Below are 15,291 nucleotides of genomic sequence, written 5' to 3'. Positions count from 1 at the left end.
CTCCTAGAGCTGCGAGTGCGTTTGGATTGAACCTTGGCGCGTACACGGCTGAACCGGTCACGGACGGCCTGGATGTGCTCTCCACTCCAAGAGCGTCCGTTGCTAGCGGTGGCGATATCCCGCCTGCCCAAGTCAACTCCGATTACCTTGGGAGTTTTGCCAGTCGGGGGAGTATCCAGCTCAACAGCAATGTTGATGTAGTAGTCCCCTTGCTTGGTCTTAGACAGGGTTGCGCTTGTTGGCTTCTGGCCTCGCAGAAGCGCTATCTGGTAGCCACCGATCTTGAGCTTGAGCCAGACTCGCCCGCTTATCAGGGTCACACCAACAGTCTGTTCAGACTCTCGGTACTTAAAAGTACGAGCGTCCAAAGTCAGACTGGTGGGGCGGAACTTGTGGACTTGCTTCACCGCTTTGGCGTTGCTAATCACACGGCGGAGCGCTTGACAGACGTGATTAGCCTTCAGCCCCGTAGCCGCTCTTACCGGTCGATAGACCAAGTGGTGCAGTTTGGCGGTATTCCAGCACTTCTCGCGCTTGGCGGTATCCAAGATCTGGTTACAAGCGTCAGCAAATCTCTGCAAGGTGCGGTCAATCTCTTGACGCAACTCTACAGGGACTATCAGCTTGCAACGTACCGATATAGTCTGGCTCATGGGCCTATCGTAGCTCATCCAGACTTTGACCAGCAAACCTATATAGAGGAGGACTTTCCTCCCGACACCAAGCCTGCGGCTATGGTGCGGGCCTCCAGCCCGAAAATTCGGTGACTGTCTATCAAGTAAAGCCCCGCCTACTGATGTTCGAAGACGTTACTGAAGCCCAACAGATCCAGCTCTACCAAAGTAGGCAAATGTTGGAAACACTGCTGCGCCAACTCCCAGCGTTCTTCCCGCCGTAACATCTCCGCCAACTTGTGGCGAACCGGAATCAAATAGCGAACATCGTTGGCGGCATACTCCAGTTGTTCGGCGGATAGCGCGTGGACGGCTCCCCAATCGGAGCTTTGGGCAGTTTTGTTGAGTTCGACCCCGCACAGCTCGCTCACCACATCCTTGAGGCCATGCTTGCTGGTGTAGGTGCGGGCCAGTTTGCTGGCAATTTTGGTGCAAAAGACGGGCCACGCCCGGATCCCCAGGTGATAGCGCAGCATCGCCAGGTCAAAGCGGGCGTAGTGGAAAATCTTTTCAATGTTGGGATCCGTCAGCAGCCCCGCCAGAAGGGGGGCCTGCTTTACTCCACGGCTCAGCCGCAACAGCACCACCTCACCGGCGGAGTTGGCGATTTGCACCACGCAAAGCCTGTCCCGCTGCGGGATCAACCCCATCGTCTCCGTATCCACGGCCAAGTGGGGTTCCCCGGCCAGGGCCTTTGCCATTGCAGGGGTGAGATCTTCGTCGCAGAGCTGGAAAGGTTGCAGGCCCACTCAGGATCTCTCAAAAGGGTGTTTTGGCTGCATAACCAAGCGGCGAAGGCCAGGCAACTACCAGCTAGACTTGACCACACCTGGCAATAAGCCTCTGTGGGCCATTTCCCGCAGGCTGTTGCGGCACAGGCCGAAATCGCGGAAGTAACCCCGGGGACGCCCGGTTTTCCAGCAGCGGTTGCGCAGGCGTGTGGGCGAGCTGGCCCGAGGGAGTTTTTGCAGTTGGGCGTGTAGCTCCATGCGGGTGGCCTGGTCGATGTTGGGATCGGCCATGGCCGCTTTCAGTTGTTGGCGCTTCTCCCGATACTTCTCGACCAAGCGTTGGCGCTTTTTCTCCCGCTCGATCATGCTCTTTTTAGCCACGGCTCACTGTTTCCCCAGATTTTTCAGCTTTACTAGGATAACGAGGAGCAGCGGCTCCAAGCAAGGGGATCCCAGGCCCGCCCACGGCCATCCTCGCCAATGTTCATCACTCCTTTTCCGCTCTCCGTAGGATCCCTGAGGCCAGCCCCTCGGCTTGGGGGCAACCTACCTCTACAGGCGAGGTTGGTGTTGGGTGATGGCCATTTCCAGAGTGATCCCGTTTATCGCCACCAAGTTTAGGGTTTCCCCAGAGCAGATTGAGGCCACGCGCGTGATTCTCCACAAGCCGCCGGCTCTGTTGGCAGTGCTGAAGTCGGCCTCTCCACTGCCCAAAGAGGTTTTGCAGGATCCCAGTTTGGCCTATATCTATCCTGCCGCCTTCATTCAATGGTCGAAGTGCATGCATGGCTTGGCGGATTGGGACACTGGGCCGGCACTGAGCTACGCCGATTATGTGGCGCAACTGAAGCTGGCCTTCATGCCGACGGATATTGCCCTGAGCGGCCATTAGGGATCCCTTGGGTTGGCCATCCCATTTCGGAAGATGCGCCGGGAAGCCTCGCGGACAAACTCTTTGAGCCAACCGGATTTTTGGGTATTTTGCACCTGGGCTTTGACCACCGCCTGCATCCCCCCTTCTCCCCAGCTTTGGTTGTGCTGGAAGTACTCAATGAAGCTCTTGCCGGCAATGCGGGTGAGATAGCCGGCGCTGGCCGCCTGAATGGGGGCTGTCGCCAGAAAACCGACGACGCTTACCTCGGCAACGGTGGCCAAGATCCCCGTGGTCAGTTGGATCGCTCCTTCCACCAAGCCCAAGCCGGCTAAGGTTTTGGCCAGAGACAAGGCCAGCTCCCGCCCCTGCTGCAGATCCATCTTGCAGCCGTAAAGGGATCCCAGTTCCACCACCATCTGGGCGTTGATGGCGGCAATGGCCAGCAGATCCACCGCCGGGATGGGGTTGGCGAACACCACTCCTGTAACAATCCACTGAAAGCGATCGATCACTTCCTCGGCTTGGCGGCGCAGTTGGGCTTGGAGAATCCGCTTGGCCTCTTCCCCCAACTGTTGCGATTGCAGCAGGGCATTGTCCAAGGCCAGGGATCCCCCCTCGGCATAGAGCACCGCCTGCACGCGATCCCGCACGGCGGCCACATCCGGCTCCGGTCGCCAGGTTTGGGATCCCACCCGCACAGGGGCTGGAGCAGCGGCAGCTATCAACACATCCTGAGGTGGAATCAGGGGGTAGACCCGCTCCCGCAGGCGTTGCAAGAGGATCTGCCGTTCTTCTGAGGTGTAGCGATCCGCTTTGTTCAGGATCAGCAAGGCCCGCTTGCCCAGGGCGATCAACCGGCGCAAGGGATCCACCTCTGACTGGCGCAGATCCCCATCCACCACCACCAGCAGCAGATCGGCAGCTTGGGCTTGGGCTTGCGCCTCCTGTTCCCGCATCACCCCTGCCGGGCCGATCTCCAAAATGCCGGGGCAATCCAGGATCTGCACCGGCTGCGGGATCCCAGGCAAGTTCCAATCGTAACAAGCCACCGCCTGGGTGGTGCCCAGAGTGGCCCCCACCGCCCCCGCCCGCCGCCCCAGCAGCGCGTTGACCAAAGAAGTCTTGCCCGCCGACCCAGTGCCGAAGACCACCACCTTCAGCTGGGGCTGGGCCAACTGTTGGGCCAGCAGAGCCGACCGCTCCGCCAGCGCTGCCCGCGCCACTTCATCCTGGATTTGCGCTAGCTGCGCCTCCAGTTGAGCCAAGTTCTGTTGCGCCGCTTTCCGCTTTTCCAAAGCCGTCTCCGGCAAGGCAGGGGGTCTCCTGCTGGGGGCGGGTTGGCGAAACAGAAACAAGTAGTAGATGGCAGCGGCCAAAAACACCAGCAGCAGCAGCACCAGCACCCCAATCAACAGCCCCCCCAAAATCGGGTGGTAGCGGGTGGCGTAGTACAGATCGAGAAACGATTGGATTAGCCAAACGATCAGGCCGGTGAACGAGGCCAACAGCGCCAACAGCAGCAGCAAGCGCAGGTAAGGGAGCGACCGCATAGGGATCCAAGGCCACAACCGTTCGCGTCAGCGGGACGGAGTCCTTTTGACTCTACCCGCGGCTGAGCATATCCGGCTACCTAGATGTCGCCTTCTGGCTGCAGGGGCAGGGCTTCTCCATCCGACTCTTCCTTTTCACACCGAGATTCCCCCTCGATGACCTGAATGGCCTGCGGATCCCCGTCAACTTTCACTTGCAGATGGCGCAACTGCCATGCCGAGCCGGCCATGCCCCGCTCCGATTCCACCACCACATCGCCGGTGCGCTGGGCCCCTGTAATTAAAAAGAACAGACACACCCAACCGGCTTCCTCATCTTCCTGAAAACGCAGCCGCGAGGGCCATCCCGGCCTCAAGGGTTCCCCCAGACGTTCCACCACCACAGCATTTTGTTTGAGCTGCTCCACCGCCAATTGGTAGGTGCGATAGGCACCCGAAGTGCGGATCCCATTCCAGACTAGGATCCCTGCCCCCGCCAGCCCCAAGCCCAGCACCGCCAGCAGGCCCAAACAGCCGCAGCCACAGCAGCCCAGAGGGACAGCACAGCCGACTTTTTGTGGAGTTTCTGACACAGCCCATTGCCACCCTAGAATGCCCCCACCCTAACACAAGGCTGTTGCTCATCCTCTATGCCTTCATTGCCGACAAGGTACAGACAAAAAGCCAAGCAACCCTACGCCATTTGTCGGTGACGAACATCGCTTCTCAGTTCCGTATTGCCACAGATATCTGTTACGGCCTCAAACAACAGCTCGAAAAATCATGGGATCAGCACCTCTTTGGCAAGTTCAAGCAACTCACTGTTGAGTCTAATTTTGTACTGCAGTGAGGATGGGATCCCTACGTATCCAATTGTTGGCTCTACTCCCACTTCGATTGGAAAGGCTTGTGAAGCAAGGATTTCAAGCTTTTCGCCTGAATAGGATCTGGATGGATCAGAAAGTCAATGGATACCTGGAAAGCCCTATTTCCTGAACATTGGGAAAGATGACAAAGCGCGCATATCGAATCCGCTATTTGGCGGAGTCAATATCAGAGGGATTTGTCGAGAATAAGAGCAGCAAAAGGTCTCCATCCAATCGCCTAAACCTATGGATGAAGCGACAACCATAACCGTGCAGCAGATCATTCAAACCGCCATGATGACCGGTTTGCTCACCGCTGCTCAGGAACACGAACTCAACGTGAGGCTATTTCGAGAGGAGTGCTCCGAAGCCGACCTCTTCCTGCTGCGCCGTCTACACCGCTGCCTACGCCAGGGATCCATCCGCCAGATCCCGGCCCTGAACAACACTGTAGCGGTTGGCCGCTTTGGCCCGCCCCTGCGCCTGGTACCGGACAGAGCCGAGACAACTCAGTCCCAGCCGACTGGGTTAAGCCTGGCGAGGGATCCCAAGACCGGGTAGTCAAGCAATTACAAGCAATTAGTGACGAGGGGGCAGAGGTAAGGTCGAGGGTTGGGCAACGGTCAAATCAGGGAAAGGGGGAGCTGAGGTTTTGCTTTCCCCGTCGTGCAGCAACACATATAAAGCAAACACATATAAAGCAAGGGATCACCAACGACGTCAACGGCAAGGCAATCTCGAATGAGCTACGGACTTCTACAGCACTTCCCTTTGCCTCTCTTCATCGCTGGAGCCCTTCCGAGTTCAGCCGCCTAGCTAAGCTTTTGAATAGGATCGATACGGGGATCCAAGATTTTCTGTTGACCGATAGCGGGAAACCTCACCGCAATCGTGACCCGTTCACCACTGCCGAACACATGGGTAATCTGGCCTTGTCCGAATTGGGGATGTTGCAAACGATCTCCAATCGCCCACTGTTCTGAACGGCTTTGGCGGCGATTGGGCCTGGCCTTGGGTGCATCTGAAAGGGACAGTCCACTGCCGTGGGAGAGCTGTCGAGAAACGGCTCCGCGTCTGTCGAATTCGATTAACTCTTGGGGCAGTTCACTTAAAAATACCGAAGGAATAGCTGGTTCGCGGTTGCCGTAGAGCATCCTTTCCCTGGCGTGGCTGATATACAACTGCTCACGGGCACGGGTAATGCCCACGTAGCAAAGGCGTCGCTCTTCTTCCAAAGCAGCGGGATCCTCCAAAGCCCGGAAATTGGGAAATAGACCCTGTTCCACCCCCACCAAGAACACAACAGGAAACTCCAAACCTTTGGAAGAGTGCAACGTCATTAGCGAAACTTTCTCAGCGCCTTCCTGAAGGTTGTCCAAGTCGGAAGCCAAAGACACATTGCTCAAAAAAGCCTCAAGGCTGGGATCCTCCTGTTCTTCCTCGAATTGGCGGGCGGCATTGTAAAGTTCCATCACGTTGGCCGCTCTTTCTTCGGCTTCGTCTGTACCCTGCGCCTTGAGATCCTCCAAATAACCGGAATCCCGCAGCAGCCCTTCGATAAGGGTGGCGGCTGAGGTTTGAGAAGCCTGTCGATGCCAGTGCTGAATCAACTGAGCAAACTGAATGACAGGCTTAGCCGAACGACCCACCAAGCTACTTACAGAGGTTTCGTCGCTGAGAATTGCCCACAAAGGCACGTTTAGAGCAGCCGCCGCTTCGGTCAGCTTGTCCAGGGTGGATTTGCCGATGCCACGGCGCGGCACGTTAATAATTCGCAGCAGGCTAAAGGAGTCGGCAGGGTTGGCCACAACCCGTAAATAGGCTAGGACATCCTTAATTTCTTTGCGGTCGTAAAATCGCAGTCCGCCCACCACGGTGTAAGGGATCCCCCACCGCAGCAAGACCTCTTCAAAAGGACGGGATTGAGCGTTGGTGCGGTAGAGAATGGCAAAATCTCCCCAGGAAAAAGCATTGGCATTTTGGCCGTGTAATCGTCGGATGGTATTGACGACAAACTCGGCCTCTGCAATCTCATCATCCGCCTGATGAAGAAGAATCGGATTTCCTTGCTGACGGGTTGGCCTGAGAACTTTATCAATGCGCTCTGTATTTTTCTCGATGAGAGCGTTAGCTGCCTGCAGAATGGTAGCTGTAGAGCGATAGTTCTCCTCCAGCTTGATCATGGTGCGGGTATCATCATCCGGGAGACCATCTCCAAAGGTCTCTTGAAACTCCAGCAAAATGGTAAAATCTGCCCCGCGAAACCGATAGATGCTTTGATCGGCATCTCCCACCACAAAGATCGATCGGTTTCTCCAATCCAACCGAGATCTGCAGGTCTCGCCGTTGGTGGCCAACAGACGAATCAACTCATACTGAGTGCGGTTGGTGTCTTGGTATTCATCCACCAAAATGTGTCGAAATCGTTGGTGCCAGTAAGCCAACACCTGCTCGTTTTGTCGAAAAAGCTGCACTGGTATCCAAATCAAGTTATCAAAGTCCAGAGCATTGTTGGCTGCCAGTTGGTCTTCATAGATTTCGTAAACTTGGGCAATGGTACGGCCACGGAAGTTGGGCTGATTGCGCTCCAGGTCGGCAGGAGTCCAACCTTGGTTTTTGGCATTGCTAATGGCGTAGCGTACCGACCTTGGGTCAAACTTGCGCTCATCCAAGTTCAGTTGCTTGGTTACAATCTCCTTCACCAGAGATTGGGCATCTGATTCATCGAAGATCGAGAAGTGGCGAGTCCACTTGCGCCCCTTGGGATCCTGATATTTTTCGATCTCCAGGCGCAGGATCTGGGCAAATAAGCTGTGGAACGTGCCAATCCAAAGAGGCTTAATCCAGCGGTGGTAAACAGCAGATTTTAGTCGCGTTGCCTGGGCCGGCTCCAATTCCTCTAAGGGGATCCCAAATTGTTCTTGAGCTTCTTGTTCGGCAAAGAGCTGCTCAATGCGCTCTTTCATCTCACGGGCGGCCTTGTTGGTGAAGGTCACGGCCAAAATTTCTCCTGGATCCACCCGATAGTGGCGAACCAGGTAGGCAATGCGGTGGGTGAGGGCGCGCGTCTTGCCGGAACCTGCCCCCGCCACCACCAGCAGCGGGCCACAAAAGTGTTGCACCGCTTGCCGTTGAGAAGGGTTGAGGGCATCCAGCAAAGAGGCGTGAGTCATGGCCAGCAAACCAGAAACTGCCTTCCATTATGGGCACCAACCCAATGGGGATGAGAAGCCCAGAGGGCATTTTGGAGCACCAAAGATGAAGATCGGTTAAGATTTGGCCGGCCCGCTCCAGAGCTCCCCGCCATGAACCGAGTGCTGTCCTGCTGCTGTGCCCCGGCTAACCGCTGCTGGCTTTGCGTTCAAAAGAGACTTGTGGCTTTGGGGTTTGCCACCCTTGCCCTGCTTTCTCAAGGTGCGTTCGATCCCGCCCAAGCTGGCAACTGCCCCAGCAACGGCAACCCCAAAACATCTCTTGACCTCAAGGTGGAAAGCGTTTCTGGGGATCGGCTTGACCTAAGTCGGTATGAGGGCATTCAAGCGCTGATCCTGACCAACAGCCAAACCCGCTCGCAATCGGAAGCCCTCTCCAAAAGTTTGGCCCTGGAGTTTGGGCAAAACCCTCGGCTGCGCCAGATCGTGCTGGTGGATGGCAGGGGGCTGCTGCTGGTGCGCCACTTGGTTTTGCAGGCCATCCGGGAGAGTGTACCGACGGATCCCCGCCTGGTTTCTCCGTTTGTGTATGTCTCGGTCGATTTTGAGGGAGCAACCATCCAGAAGCTGCAAGAAATAGCCGCTGCAGCTTTGCCTGGGATCAATTTTCGCCGCCAGGCTGTTTTGTTGCTGTTGGACGGCCAGGGAACTCTTCTGAGCGGATTTGCCGACTTGGAGCAATCCAACCTCAGCATTCGCCGGTGCATTCGCACCCTCATGGGATAGTCCCACTTCCCTTTCACACCGGCAACGCCTCTCCTCTGCTGCTCTGGCCCAAGCCATTAAACTGGTCATACCGGTCATGTTGAAGCTTGAAGTCAACCATTCGAACGACGGTTCACTGTTTACGGGATCCCATGCGCCGCCAGCTCAAAATCTTGAACCAAATCCTCGATTACAAGCTTGCCAACTTGCGGCTGTTTGGCCGAGCCGAGCTGAAGGGGCCTGTTCTCAACGTGCTGCTGGAACGGCTGCCGGGCGATGTGGTGGATACCCTGCAGGTGATGGAGGTGGTGCGCAGTGCGGTGGAAGCCTCTCTGCTGCAAGGGTTGCGCAAGGTCAACGTTTACCTTTGGTGCCGCGGACAAACTGAAGAAGCGCCGGAGTGGAGCGAAAGCTTTGCTGTAGAGCCATTGGTCTTGGCCCACCCCAAGGAGCTCCGAAGCCTTGCTTTCAACTATCGACAAGACTATCCCGGCATGCGGGTGCTGTTTTTCTGCCTGGGCCTTTGTCTGGGCGGCTTTTACCTGTTGGGGGGCTGGGAGCAGACAGGTTGGATCGATTGGATCCCCGTAGGACTGGCCTTCGCCTTGGGGGTGATCTTCCCCTGGCTCAAACGCTCCCTCAGCCAGTTTGTACACCCTCTATTTCTCCGCCTTGGCCTGGGCTTAGGCTTGGTCTTATTGGGCCTGGCAGTGGCGCTGATCTGGCGGCAGGGCTGGAGCGTTGCCTATGGGATCCTCGGCCTCCTGGCCATCCTCCTGTTGGGTCTGGGAGCCTAGTTCTCAACCGGCAGTGGTGCCGCTGAAGACGTGTAGGGCAGGGCCGGTCATCCACACGTGCTGTGTGCTCGGATCCCAGCGAATTTCCAGATTTCCTCCCGGCAGTTCTACTGTAGCTTGCGATTCTGCGCGCTCCTCCAAAACAGCAGCCACCAAAACAGCACAGGCACCCGTCCCACAAGCCAGCGTTGCCCCTGCTCCCCGCTCCCAAACCCGTAGGCGCAGACAAGTCGGGCTGAGCACCTGCGCAAATTCGGTGTTGGTGCGCTCAGGAAAGGCCGGATGATGCTCAAACAGGGGGCCCACAGCTGCCAAGTCCAGCTCCTCCAGGGATCCCTCTTCTTCCAGGAAGACCACACAATGGGGGTTGCCCATGCTCACCGCCGTCACCCGCCACTCTCGCCCGGCCACTGCAAGCGGCTGCCGAATGACCTTCTCCTCGGGTTCGGCCAAGGTGGTGGGGATCTGCCTGGCCAAAAGGCGAGGGATCCCCATGTCCACCGTGACCAGCCCATCTGCCCGCACCTGCGGCACGATCCGTCCCGCCAAGGTGTGGATCTGGTAAGCCCCATCCCGACCTGGGATGCCCAAGTCCTGCAGAAAGCGGGCCAAACAGCGGATCCCATTGCCGCACATCTCCGCCTCGGAACCGTCGCTGTTGAAGAGGCGCATGCTGAAATCTGCCCCCTCCTGCCCCGGCAGCAGGAAGATAACCCCATCGGCTCCTACCCCAAAGCGGCGATTGCAAAGGGCGACGGCCTCTTCCGGGCTCAAGCAGGGTTGAGACTGCCAGCGGTTGTCCACCAAGATAAAATCGTTCCCCAACCCCTGGTACTTGTGAAAGGAGAGACGGGGGGTCAACCGAGCAGACATTTACCCAGATATCCCAACGACAGGCCTTAATCCTCGTGCATCTCGTAGGGATCCTGCAAGTCCTTGGAAGGGGGGCCAAAGGCCGTGTAGATGGCAAACGCAGTGATGCAGATGGTAACTGCCGCAATCGCCACAATCAGGGAAAAGGTGGGCTCCATATCGTTGTCTTTGATCCTGAGAGTATTCGACTACAGTATTACACAAGTTTACAATTCATTGCCCAAGACAAAAAGGTTCGGCCAGATTCTGATAGCGTGATTTTAAAAGGCGGCTGCTTTGGCGGTGCTGAGCACCAGGGATCCGCCTTCGAGCCTGCTATCTTCGACTTCGTCAACGTGTTCGGTTTCTAAGCGAGAACCTATGGCCATTCGTACCAAACTGGGCGATCTGCTGCGTCCTCTCAACTCGGAATACGGCAAAGTGGCTCCCGGCTGGGGCACCACGCCCCTGATGGCGGTCTTCATGGCCCTATTTGCCGTCTTCCTGTTGATCATCCTGCAGATTTACAACAAGTCGCTGCTTTTGGAAGACATTAACGTCTCCTGGGAGAGCCTCAGCTTTTGAGTTCCCAGGCCCTACTCTGGGGAAAGTCCCTGTCCCGCCAAAGAGCTGCCCAGCGGGAGCAGGATAGTTTCCGTCATCTCCTAAGCCGATGCCTTCAGGGTGCTGGCTCCAGGCGCAGCAGGGATCCATTCGGGGCGTCCGTCAACAGGTAAAGGAGTCCATCCGGCCCCTGCCGCACATCGCGAATGCGGCCCACCGCCCCCTCTAAGAGACGCTCTTCTGCCACCACGCGCTCTCCATCCAGTACCAGACGGGCCAAGTGTTGCCCGGCCAGCGCCCCCACAAACAGGTTGCCCCGCCATTCTGGGAAAGCCTCTCCCGTGTAGAAAGTCATGCCAGAAGGAGCGATAGAGGGCGTCCAGTGCAGCAGAGGGGAAGCCAAGCCGGGAGCTGCCGCCAGTCCTTGGCCGACGGGTTCTCCCGTATATTCTCGACCGTGGGTGATTAGGGGCCAGCCGTAGTTGACGCCGGGGGCCAAGATGTTGATCTCGTCCCCACCCTGCGGCCCATGTTCATGGGACCAAATTGCCCCTGTTTCAGGGTGGCGGGCCATTCCCTGAATGTTGCGGTTGCCGTAGGTAAAAATTGCCGGCAAAGCCCCCGCTCGGCCGACAAATGGGTTGTCCGCCGGGATCCCTCCTGAATCAGTGACGCGCAACACCTTGCCGGCAGCATCCCCCAGATCCTGGGCCCGATGCCGCTCTCCGCGGTCGCCGGTGCTGATGTAGAGAAATCCCTGTTCATCAAAGGCCAGGCGGGAGCCAAAGTGCTGTTGAGCGGGGGTCTTGCGCTCCATGTCGAAAATCACCTCCAGATCCTGGAGTCCCTTCTCCCCCAAGCGGGCCCGCGCCACTCGGGTTCCCCCGCCGCCCGGCCCAGGAGCGGCATAGGACAGGTAAATCCAGCCGTTCTCCGCGTAATTAGGGTGCAAGGCAATGTCCAGCAGGCCCCCCTGTCCGCGGGCAAATACTTCTGGCACACCGGCTATGGGCTGGGGATCCAACCCCTGGTCGGTAACCCGGCGCAGCCGGCCTGGTCGTTCGGTTACCACGATTGTCCCATCTGGCAGAAAGGCCATCCCCCAGGGATGCTCCAGCCCGGTTGCCAGAGTCACGACCCGAAAACGCTGCTCTGTTCTGGCTCTGGGTAGGGCTTGGGCATGCTCCCCCCGTTGCAGGGCCATCACCATCTCCGGGCTGACCGGATAGGCCACCACGGCAGGGGGGGCGGACAACCCTCCCAAAAGCAGTAGCGCGGAGAGAAGTTTGCTCGCCGGGATCCTCATGGCCATTGCCGCCTCGTTTTCGCGATGGATTCTGGGGTCTGAGCTAGTCGATTATTACCGCTGCTCTTCTGGAGATGGGTACCGATGAGGGTAAAACCCACTGCGGACCAGAGTGGGCAACCCCCTGTCCCCTCCCGGCCATAGGCTAGCCTTGAGAGCAGCAATCTGTCTCCAAAGCATGCTGGAACCTGGCGAGATCTTGGGACTCGATCCCGCGGGCGCGAACGGCCAATCCCCCGCCCGCCCGCCCCAAAGGCCAACCTGCGGATCCCTGCAGCAGCTCCAGCCCCATTCCAGAGGGATCCACCTCATCTGTGCCCAGGGCCGCTGGTCTATGCAGGTGCTCACCCCCCGTCTGTTTCGGCTGCGCTTTAGCCCCAGCGGAGCGTTTTTGCCCCGTCGTTCCTGGGATGTGGCTCCAGCCGATGAAGAGTGGCCGCCGGCTCCCTTTGAACTGCAGGAAAGCTCCACCCAAATCCACCTGTCCACCTCCCAGGTGCAAGTTCAGATCGATCGGGATCCCCTCCGGTTCAGTTTTCAAGACTCTCAAGGGCAAGAGTTTTGCGCCGATGTCTCCTCTGGGCTTACCTGGGGATCCGATAGCATCCGCCTGGTCAAACACCTCCACCCTGCCGAGCACATCTATGGCCTAGGGGAACGGGCGGGGCTACTCAACAAACGGGGTCGGCGCTACAGCCACTGGACTCGCGACTGCTGGAACTACGACGCCCACAGCGACAATCTCTACCAGGCCATTCCCTTCGCCCTGTTTCTTCGCCCCAACCTCTGCTACGGGCTCTTCCTGCACTGCACCCACTGGAGCCAGTTCGACCTGGGCCAGATCGATCCCGAGCAGTGGGCCATCGAGGTGCGCGCCCCCGAGCTGGATTACTACCTGATCTACGGCCCCACCCCGGCCTTGGTGCTCGAGACCTACACCCAACTCACTGGGCGGCCTCCCCTTCCTCCCCTCTGGGCCTTGGGCTACCAACAGTGCCGCTGGAGCTACGCCAGCGCCGCCCAGGTTCAAACCGTTGCGCAGCAATTTCGCCAGCGGCAGATCCCCTGCGACGTCATTTACTTGGATATCGACTACATGCGCGGCTACCGCGTCTTCACCTGGGATCCCCGCCGCTTCCCCGAACCGGCCCGGCTCATGGCCCAACTCCACGAGGCTGGCTTCCGGGTGGTAGCCATTGTGGATCCCGGCGTCAAGTTCGAGCCCGAAGCCGACTACGCCGTCTTCGACGAGGGCTTGGCCCAGGATTTCTTTATCCGCCGCGCCGACGGCCACCTCTTCCATGGCTACGTTTGGCCAGGCAAAGTCCTCTTCCCCGACTTCTTGCGCCCCGGAGTGCGGCAGTGGTGGGGATCCTGGCAACGGGTTCTCACCCAAGCCGGTGTGGATGGCATCTGGAACGACATGAACGAGCCGGCCCTCAACGACCGCCCCTTTGGAGACGGCGGCCAGATCGTCGATATCCCCCTCGATGCCCCCCAAGGCCCACCCGACGAACCCACCACCCACGCCGAAGTTCACAACCTGTACGGCCTGCTGATGACACGCGCTTCCCGTGAAGGCTTGGAACAGCTCAACCCCAACCGGCGCCCCTTCGTGCTGACTCGCTCCGGCTTTGCTGGGATCCAGCGCTGGGCTGCCGTCTGGACAGGCGACAACCAATCCTCCTGGGAACACCTGGAGATGTCCCTGCCCATGCTCCTAAACCTGGGCCTGTCGGGAGTTAGCTTTGTCGGCGCGGACATCGGCGGCTTCGGTGGCAATGCCACTCCCGAGCTGTTTGCCCGTTGGATGCAAATGGGAATTCTTTACCCCCTCATGCGCGGCCACAGCGCCCTGGGCACCCGCCCCCACGAGCCCTGGAGCTTTGGCCTCGAAGTGGAAACCATCTGCCGGCAGGCCATTCAGTTGCGTTACCAGCTGCTGCCCTACCTCTACAGCCTCTTTTGGGAGTCCAGCCAAACCGGATCCCCCATCTTGCGCCCCCTTCTCTACGAGTTTCCCGACGATCCGCAAACCTACGAGATCTCAGATCAAGCCATGCTGGGATCCGCCCTCCTAGCTGCCCCTGTGGTTCGGCCTGGCGTGCGGTGCCGCGCTGTTTACCTACCCCAGGGCACTTGGTTTGATTGGTGGACAGGTCAGGCCCACACCGGCCCCCGCTACATTCTCGTCCCTGCCCCTCTCGAACAACTGCCGCTGTTTGTGCGGGGTGGCTCCGTTCTGCCTTTAGCTCCCCCCTGCCCGTCCACCGCCCACCTGCGCCGTGACCAACCGCACCTCAAACTCTACCCCGGCAACGGCAGCTTCACCCTCTACGAAGACGACGGGGAAACCCTCGCCCATCGAGCAGGAGCCTGGGCCACCACCCTCTTCCGCTTGCGACAGCAAAATGGCCAGCTCATTCTGGAGATCGAGGCCCGCCAGGGCAACTGGAGCCCGCCCCAGCGTAGCTGGCTTCTGGAGCCCCTTGGCCACACTCCCCTCTCCCTGCCGGACACCGGACAGCCGCAACGGGTTCTCTGGCCCACCCCAGAGGATCCCACGTCTAGCTAATTGCCCTCACAGCCTCCAGCAGCTCCCGGTTGTCTCGCTTGAACAGGGGCAGCCACTCCACGTGCTGGTAGCGCAGGATCCCTTGGCTATCCACCAAAAAATAGGCCCGCCGCGTCCCCAGCAGGCTGTCCACCCCGTACTGCTGGCTCACGGTTCTGTCCACATCGCTCAGCAAAGGAAACTCCAGCTTAAGCTGCTCGGCAAAGGCTTGGTGCCTGGAGAGGGGATCGCTGCTGATCCCCAAGATCTCGCAGCCCGCGGCCCGGAAAGCTTCCCAATCCTCCCGGAAGCAACGCATCTCGCTCGTGCATACCGGGGAAAAATCCGCCGGGTAAAAGGCCAGCAACACCTTGCTCTTGCCCCGGTAGGCCGCCAGTGAAATCTGGGCTCCCTTTTGGATCCCTTTCCCCACCGCAGGCAAGCTAAAGTCAGGAGCAGCAGCCCCAATCACAATCCCCATAGACCCGTCTAACCCAATCTGAGCTCACTTCAACAGTCTAACGGTGGATCCGGATCCCTTCTGGCTTCAAAAAACTTTGGGTTGGATATCTTGACGGGGTGGTGGGGGTGGGGATAGGGTAGTAAAGCGCCACAAGGCCACCCAGC

At 58.6% G+C, this 15,291-nt stretch carries 15 protein-coding genes and 1 pseudogene; 6 read left to right on the top strand and 10 right to left on the bottom strand.

The window, feature by feature from the left end:
• The 3 genes and pseudogenes from NW834_RS10795 to rpsN all read right to left on the bottom strand — a co-directional run.
• Window positions 1-653: pseudogene (locus tag NW834_RS10795) on the bottom strand (RNA-guided endonuclease TnpB family protein); the annotation flags it as partial.
• Window positions 654-790: 137 nt separating this feature from the next.
• On the bottom strand, window positions 791-1,423 hold the full coding sequence (locus tag NW834_RS10790) for a ribonuclease D (protein WP_414328862.1): 633 nt from the start codon (window positions 1,421-1,423) through the stop codon (window positions 791-793).
• 57 nt (window positions 1,424-1,480) lie between these two features.
• Window positions 1,481-1,786 (bottom strand): 30S ribosomal protein S14, encoded by a 306-nt coding sequence (gene rpsN / locus NW834_RS10785; protein ID WP_011432985.1) that lies wholly within the window; start codon window positions 1,784-1,786, stop codon window positions 1,481-1,483.
• A 196-nt stretch (window positions 1,787-1,982) separates the two neighbouring features.
• Here rpsN and NW834_RS10780 point away from each other — a divergent pair, with 196 nt between their 5' ends.
• A complete protein-coding gene (locus NW834_RS10780; RefSeq protein ID WP_414344672.1) occupies window positions 1,983-2,297 on the top strand; it encodes a hypothetical protein in 315 nt (104 codons plus the stop codon).
• Here the strand turns inward: NW834_RS10780 and NW834_RS10775 are convergent.
• Together NW834_RS10775 and NW834_RS10770 are read right to left on the bottom strand one after the other, a co-directional pair.
• Window positions 2,294-3,829 carry a YcjF family protein gene (locus NW834_RS10775; RefSeq protein ID WP_414418901.1) on the bottom strand — a complete coding sequence of 512 codons (1,536 nt, stop codon included), beginning with the start codon at window positions 3,827-3,829 and terminating at the stop codon, window positions 2,294-2,296. The two genes, NW834_RS10780 and NW834_RS10775, sit on opposite strands and share 4 nt — an antisense overlap.
• Before the next feature lie 80 nt (window positions 3,830-3,909).
• Window positions 3,910-4,401 (bottom strand): cytochrome c oxidase assembly factor Coa1 family protein, encoded by a 492-nt coding sequence (locus NW834_RS10770; protein ID WP_414418902.1) that lies wholly within the window; start codon window positions 4,399-4,401, stop codon window positions 3,910-3,912.
• A 519-nt stretch (window positions 4,402-4,920) separates the two neighbouring features.
• Between NW834_RS10770 and NW834_RS10765 the strand changes: the two genes are divergently transcribed.
• Window positions 4,921-5,235 carry a hypothetical protein gene (locus NW834_RS10765; RefSeq protein ID WP_414331733.1) on the top strand — a complete coding sequence of 105 codons (315 nt, stop codon included), beginning with the start codon at window positions 4,921-4,923 and terminating at the stop codon, window positions 5,233-5,235.
• A 251-nt stretch (window positions 5,236-5,486) separates the two neighbouring features.
• Here NW834_RS10765 and pcrA read toward each other — a convergent pair whose 3' ends face one another.
• Window positions 5,487-7,847: a DNA helicase PcrA gene (gene pcrA, locus NW834_RS10760; protein WP_414418903.1), complete on the bottom strand. Its 2,361-nt coding sequence runs from the start codon at window positions 7,845-7,847 to the stop codon at window positions 5,487-5,489.
• Window positions 7,848-8,048: 201 nt separating this feature from the next.
• Between pcrA and NW834_RS10755 the strand changes: the two genes are divergently transcribed.
• Window positions 8,049-8,612, top strand: coding sequence for a hypothetical protein (locus tag NW834_RS10755; protein ID WP_414342261.1), 564 nt, complete (start codon window positions 8,049-8,051; stop codon window positions 8,610-8,612).
• A gap of 86 nt (window positions 8,613-8,698) precedes the next feature.
• Window positions 8,699-9,388: a hypothetical protein gene (locus NW834_RS10750; RefSeq protein ID WP_414350767.1), complete on the top strand. Its 690-nt coding sequence runs from the start codon at window positions 8,699-8,701 to the stop codon at window positions 9,386-9,388.
• Between the two features lie 3 nt (window positions 9,389-9,391).
• Here NW834_RS10750 and dapF read toward each other — a convergent pair whose 3' ends face one another.
• Both dapF and psbN read right to left on the bottom strand, forming a co-directional pair.
• The gene (gene dapF / locus NW834_RS10745; protein ID WP_414418904.1) at window positions 9,392-10,261 is read right to left on the bottom strand and encodes a diaminopimelate epimerase; all 870 of its coding nucleotides are present in this window, start codon (window positions 10,259-10,261) and stop codon (window positions 9,392-9,394) included.
• A 26-nt stretch (window positions 10,262-10,287) separates the two neighbouring features.
• The gene (psbN, locus tag NW834_RS10740; protein WP_011432995.1) at window positions 10,288-10,419 is read right to left on the bottom strand and encodes a photosystem II reaction center protein PsbN; all 132 of its coding nucleotides are present in this window, start codon (window positions 10,417-10,419) and stop codon (window positions 10,288-10,290) included.
• A 202-nt stretch (window positions 10,420-10,621) separates the two neighbouring features.
• On the opposite strand from psbN, the gene psbH reads away from it, so the two are divergent.
• Window positions 10,622-10,825 (top strand): photosystem II reaction center phosphoprotein PsbH, encoded by a 204-nt coding sequence (psbH, locus tag NW834_RS10735; protein WP_414331336.1) that lies wholly within the window; start codon window positions 10,622-10,624, stop codon window positions 10,823-10,825.
• Window positions 10,826-10,919: 94 nt separating this feature from the next.
• Here psbH and NW834_RS10730 read toward each other — a convergent pair whose 3' ends face one another.
• Window positions 10,920-12,059 (bottom strand): PQQ-dependent sugar dehydrogenase, encoded by a 1,140-nt coding sequence (locus NW834_RS10730; RefSeq protein WP_414418905.1) that lies wholly within the window; start codon window positions 12,057-12,059, stop codon window positions 10,920-10,922.
• A 250-nt stretch (window positions 12,060-12,309) separates the two neighbouring features.
• On the opposite strand from NW834_RS10730, the gene NW834_RS10725 reads away from it, so the two are divergent.
• Entirely contained in the window at window positions 12,310-14,685 is a 2,376-nt protein-coding gene (locus NW834_RS10725) for a glycoside hydrolase family 31 protein (protein ID WP_414426302.1), read from the top strand.
• Here the strand turns inward: NW834_RS10725 and NW834_RS10720 are convergent.
• On the bottom strand, window positions 14,678-15,145 hold the full coding sequence (locus NW834_RS10720; RefSeq protein WP_414332127.1) for a peroxiredoxin family protein: 468 nt from the start codon (window positions 15,143-15,145) through the stop codon (window positions 14,678-14,680). The genes NW834_RS10725 and NW834_RS10720 overlap by 8 nt on opposite strands.
• Window positions 15,146-15,291: the final 146 nt, after the last annotated feature.

The organism is Synechococcus sp. R60.1 (assembly GCF_047461835.1).
Taxonomy (GTDB): domain Bacteria; phylum Cyanobacteriota; class Cyanobacteriia; order Thermostichales; family Thermostichaceae; genus Thermostichus.
Note: the sequence above shows the minus strand (reverse complement) of the source record. Positions and strands in the feature narration are given on the sequence as shown.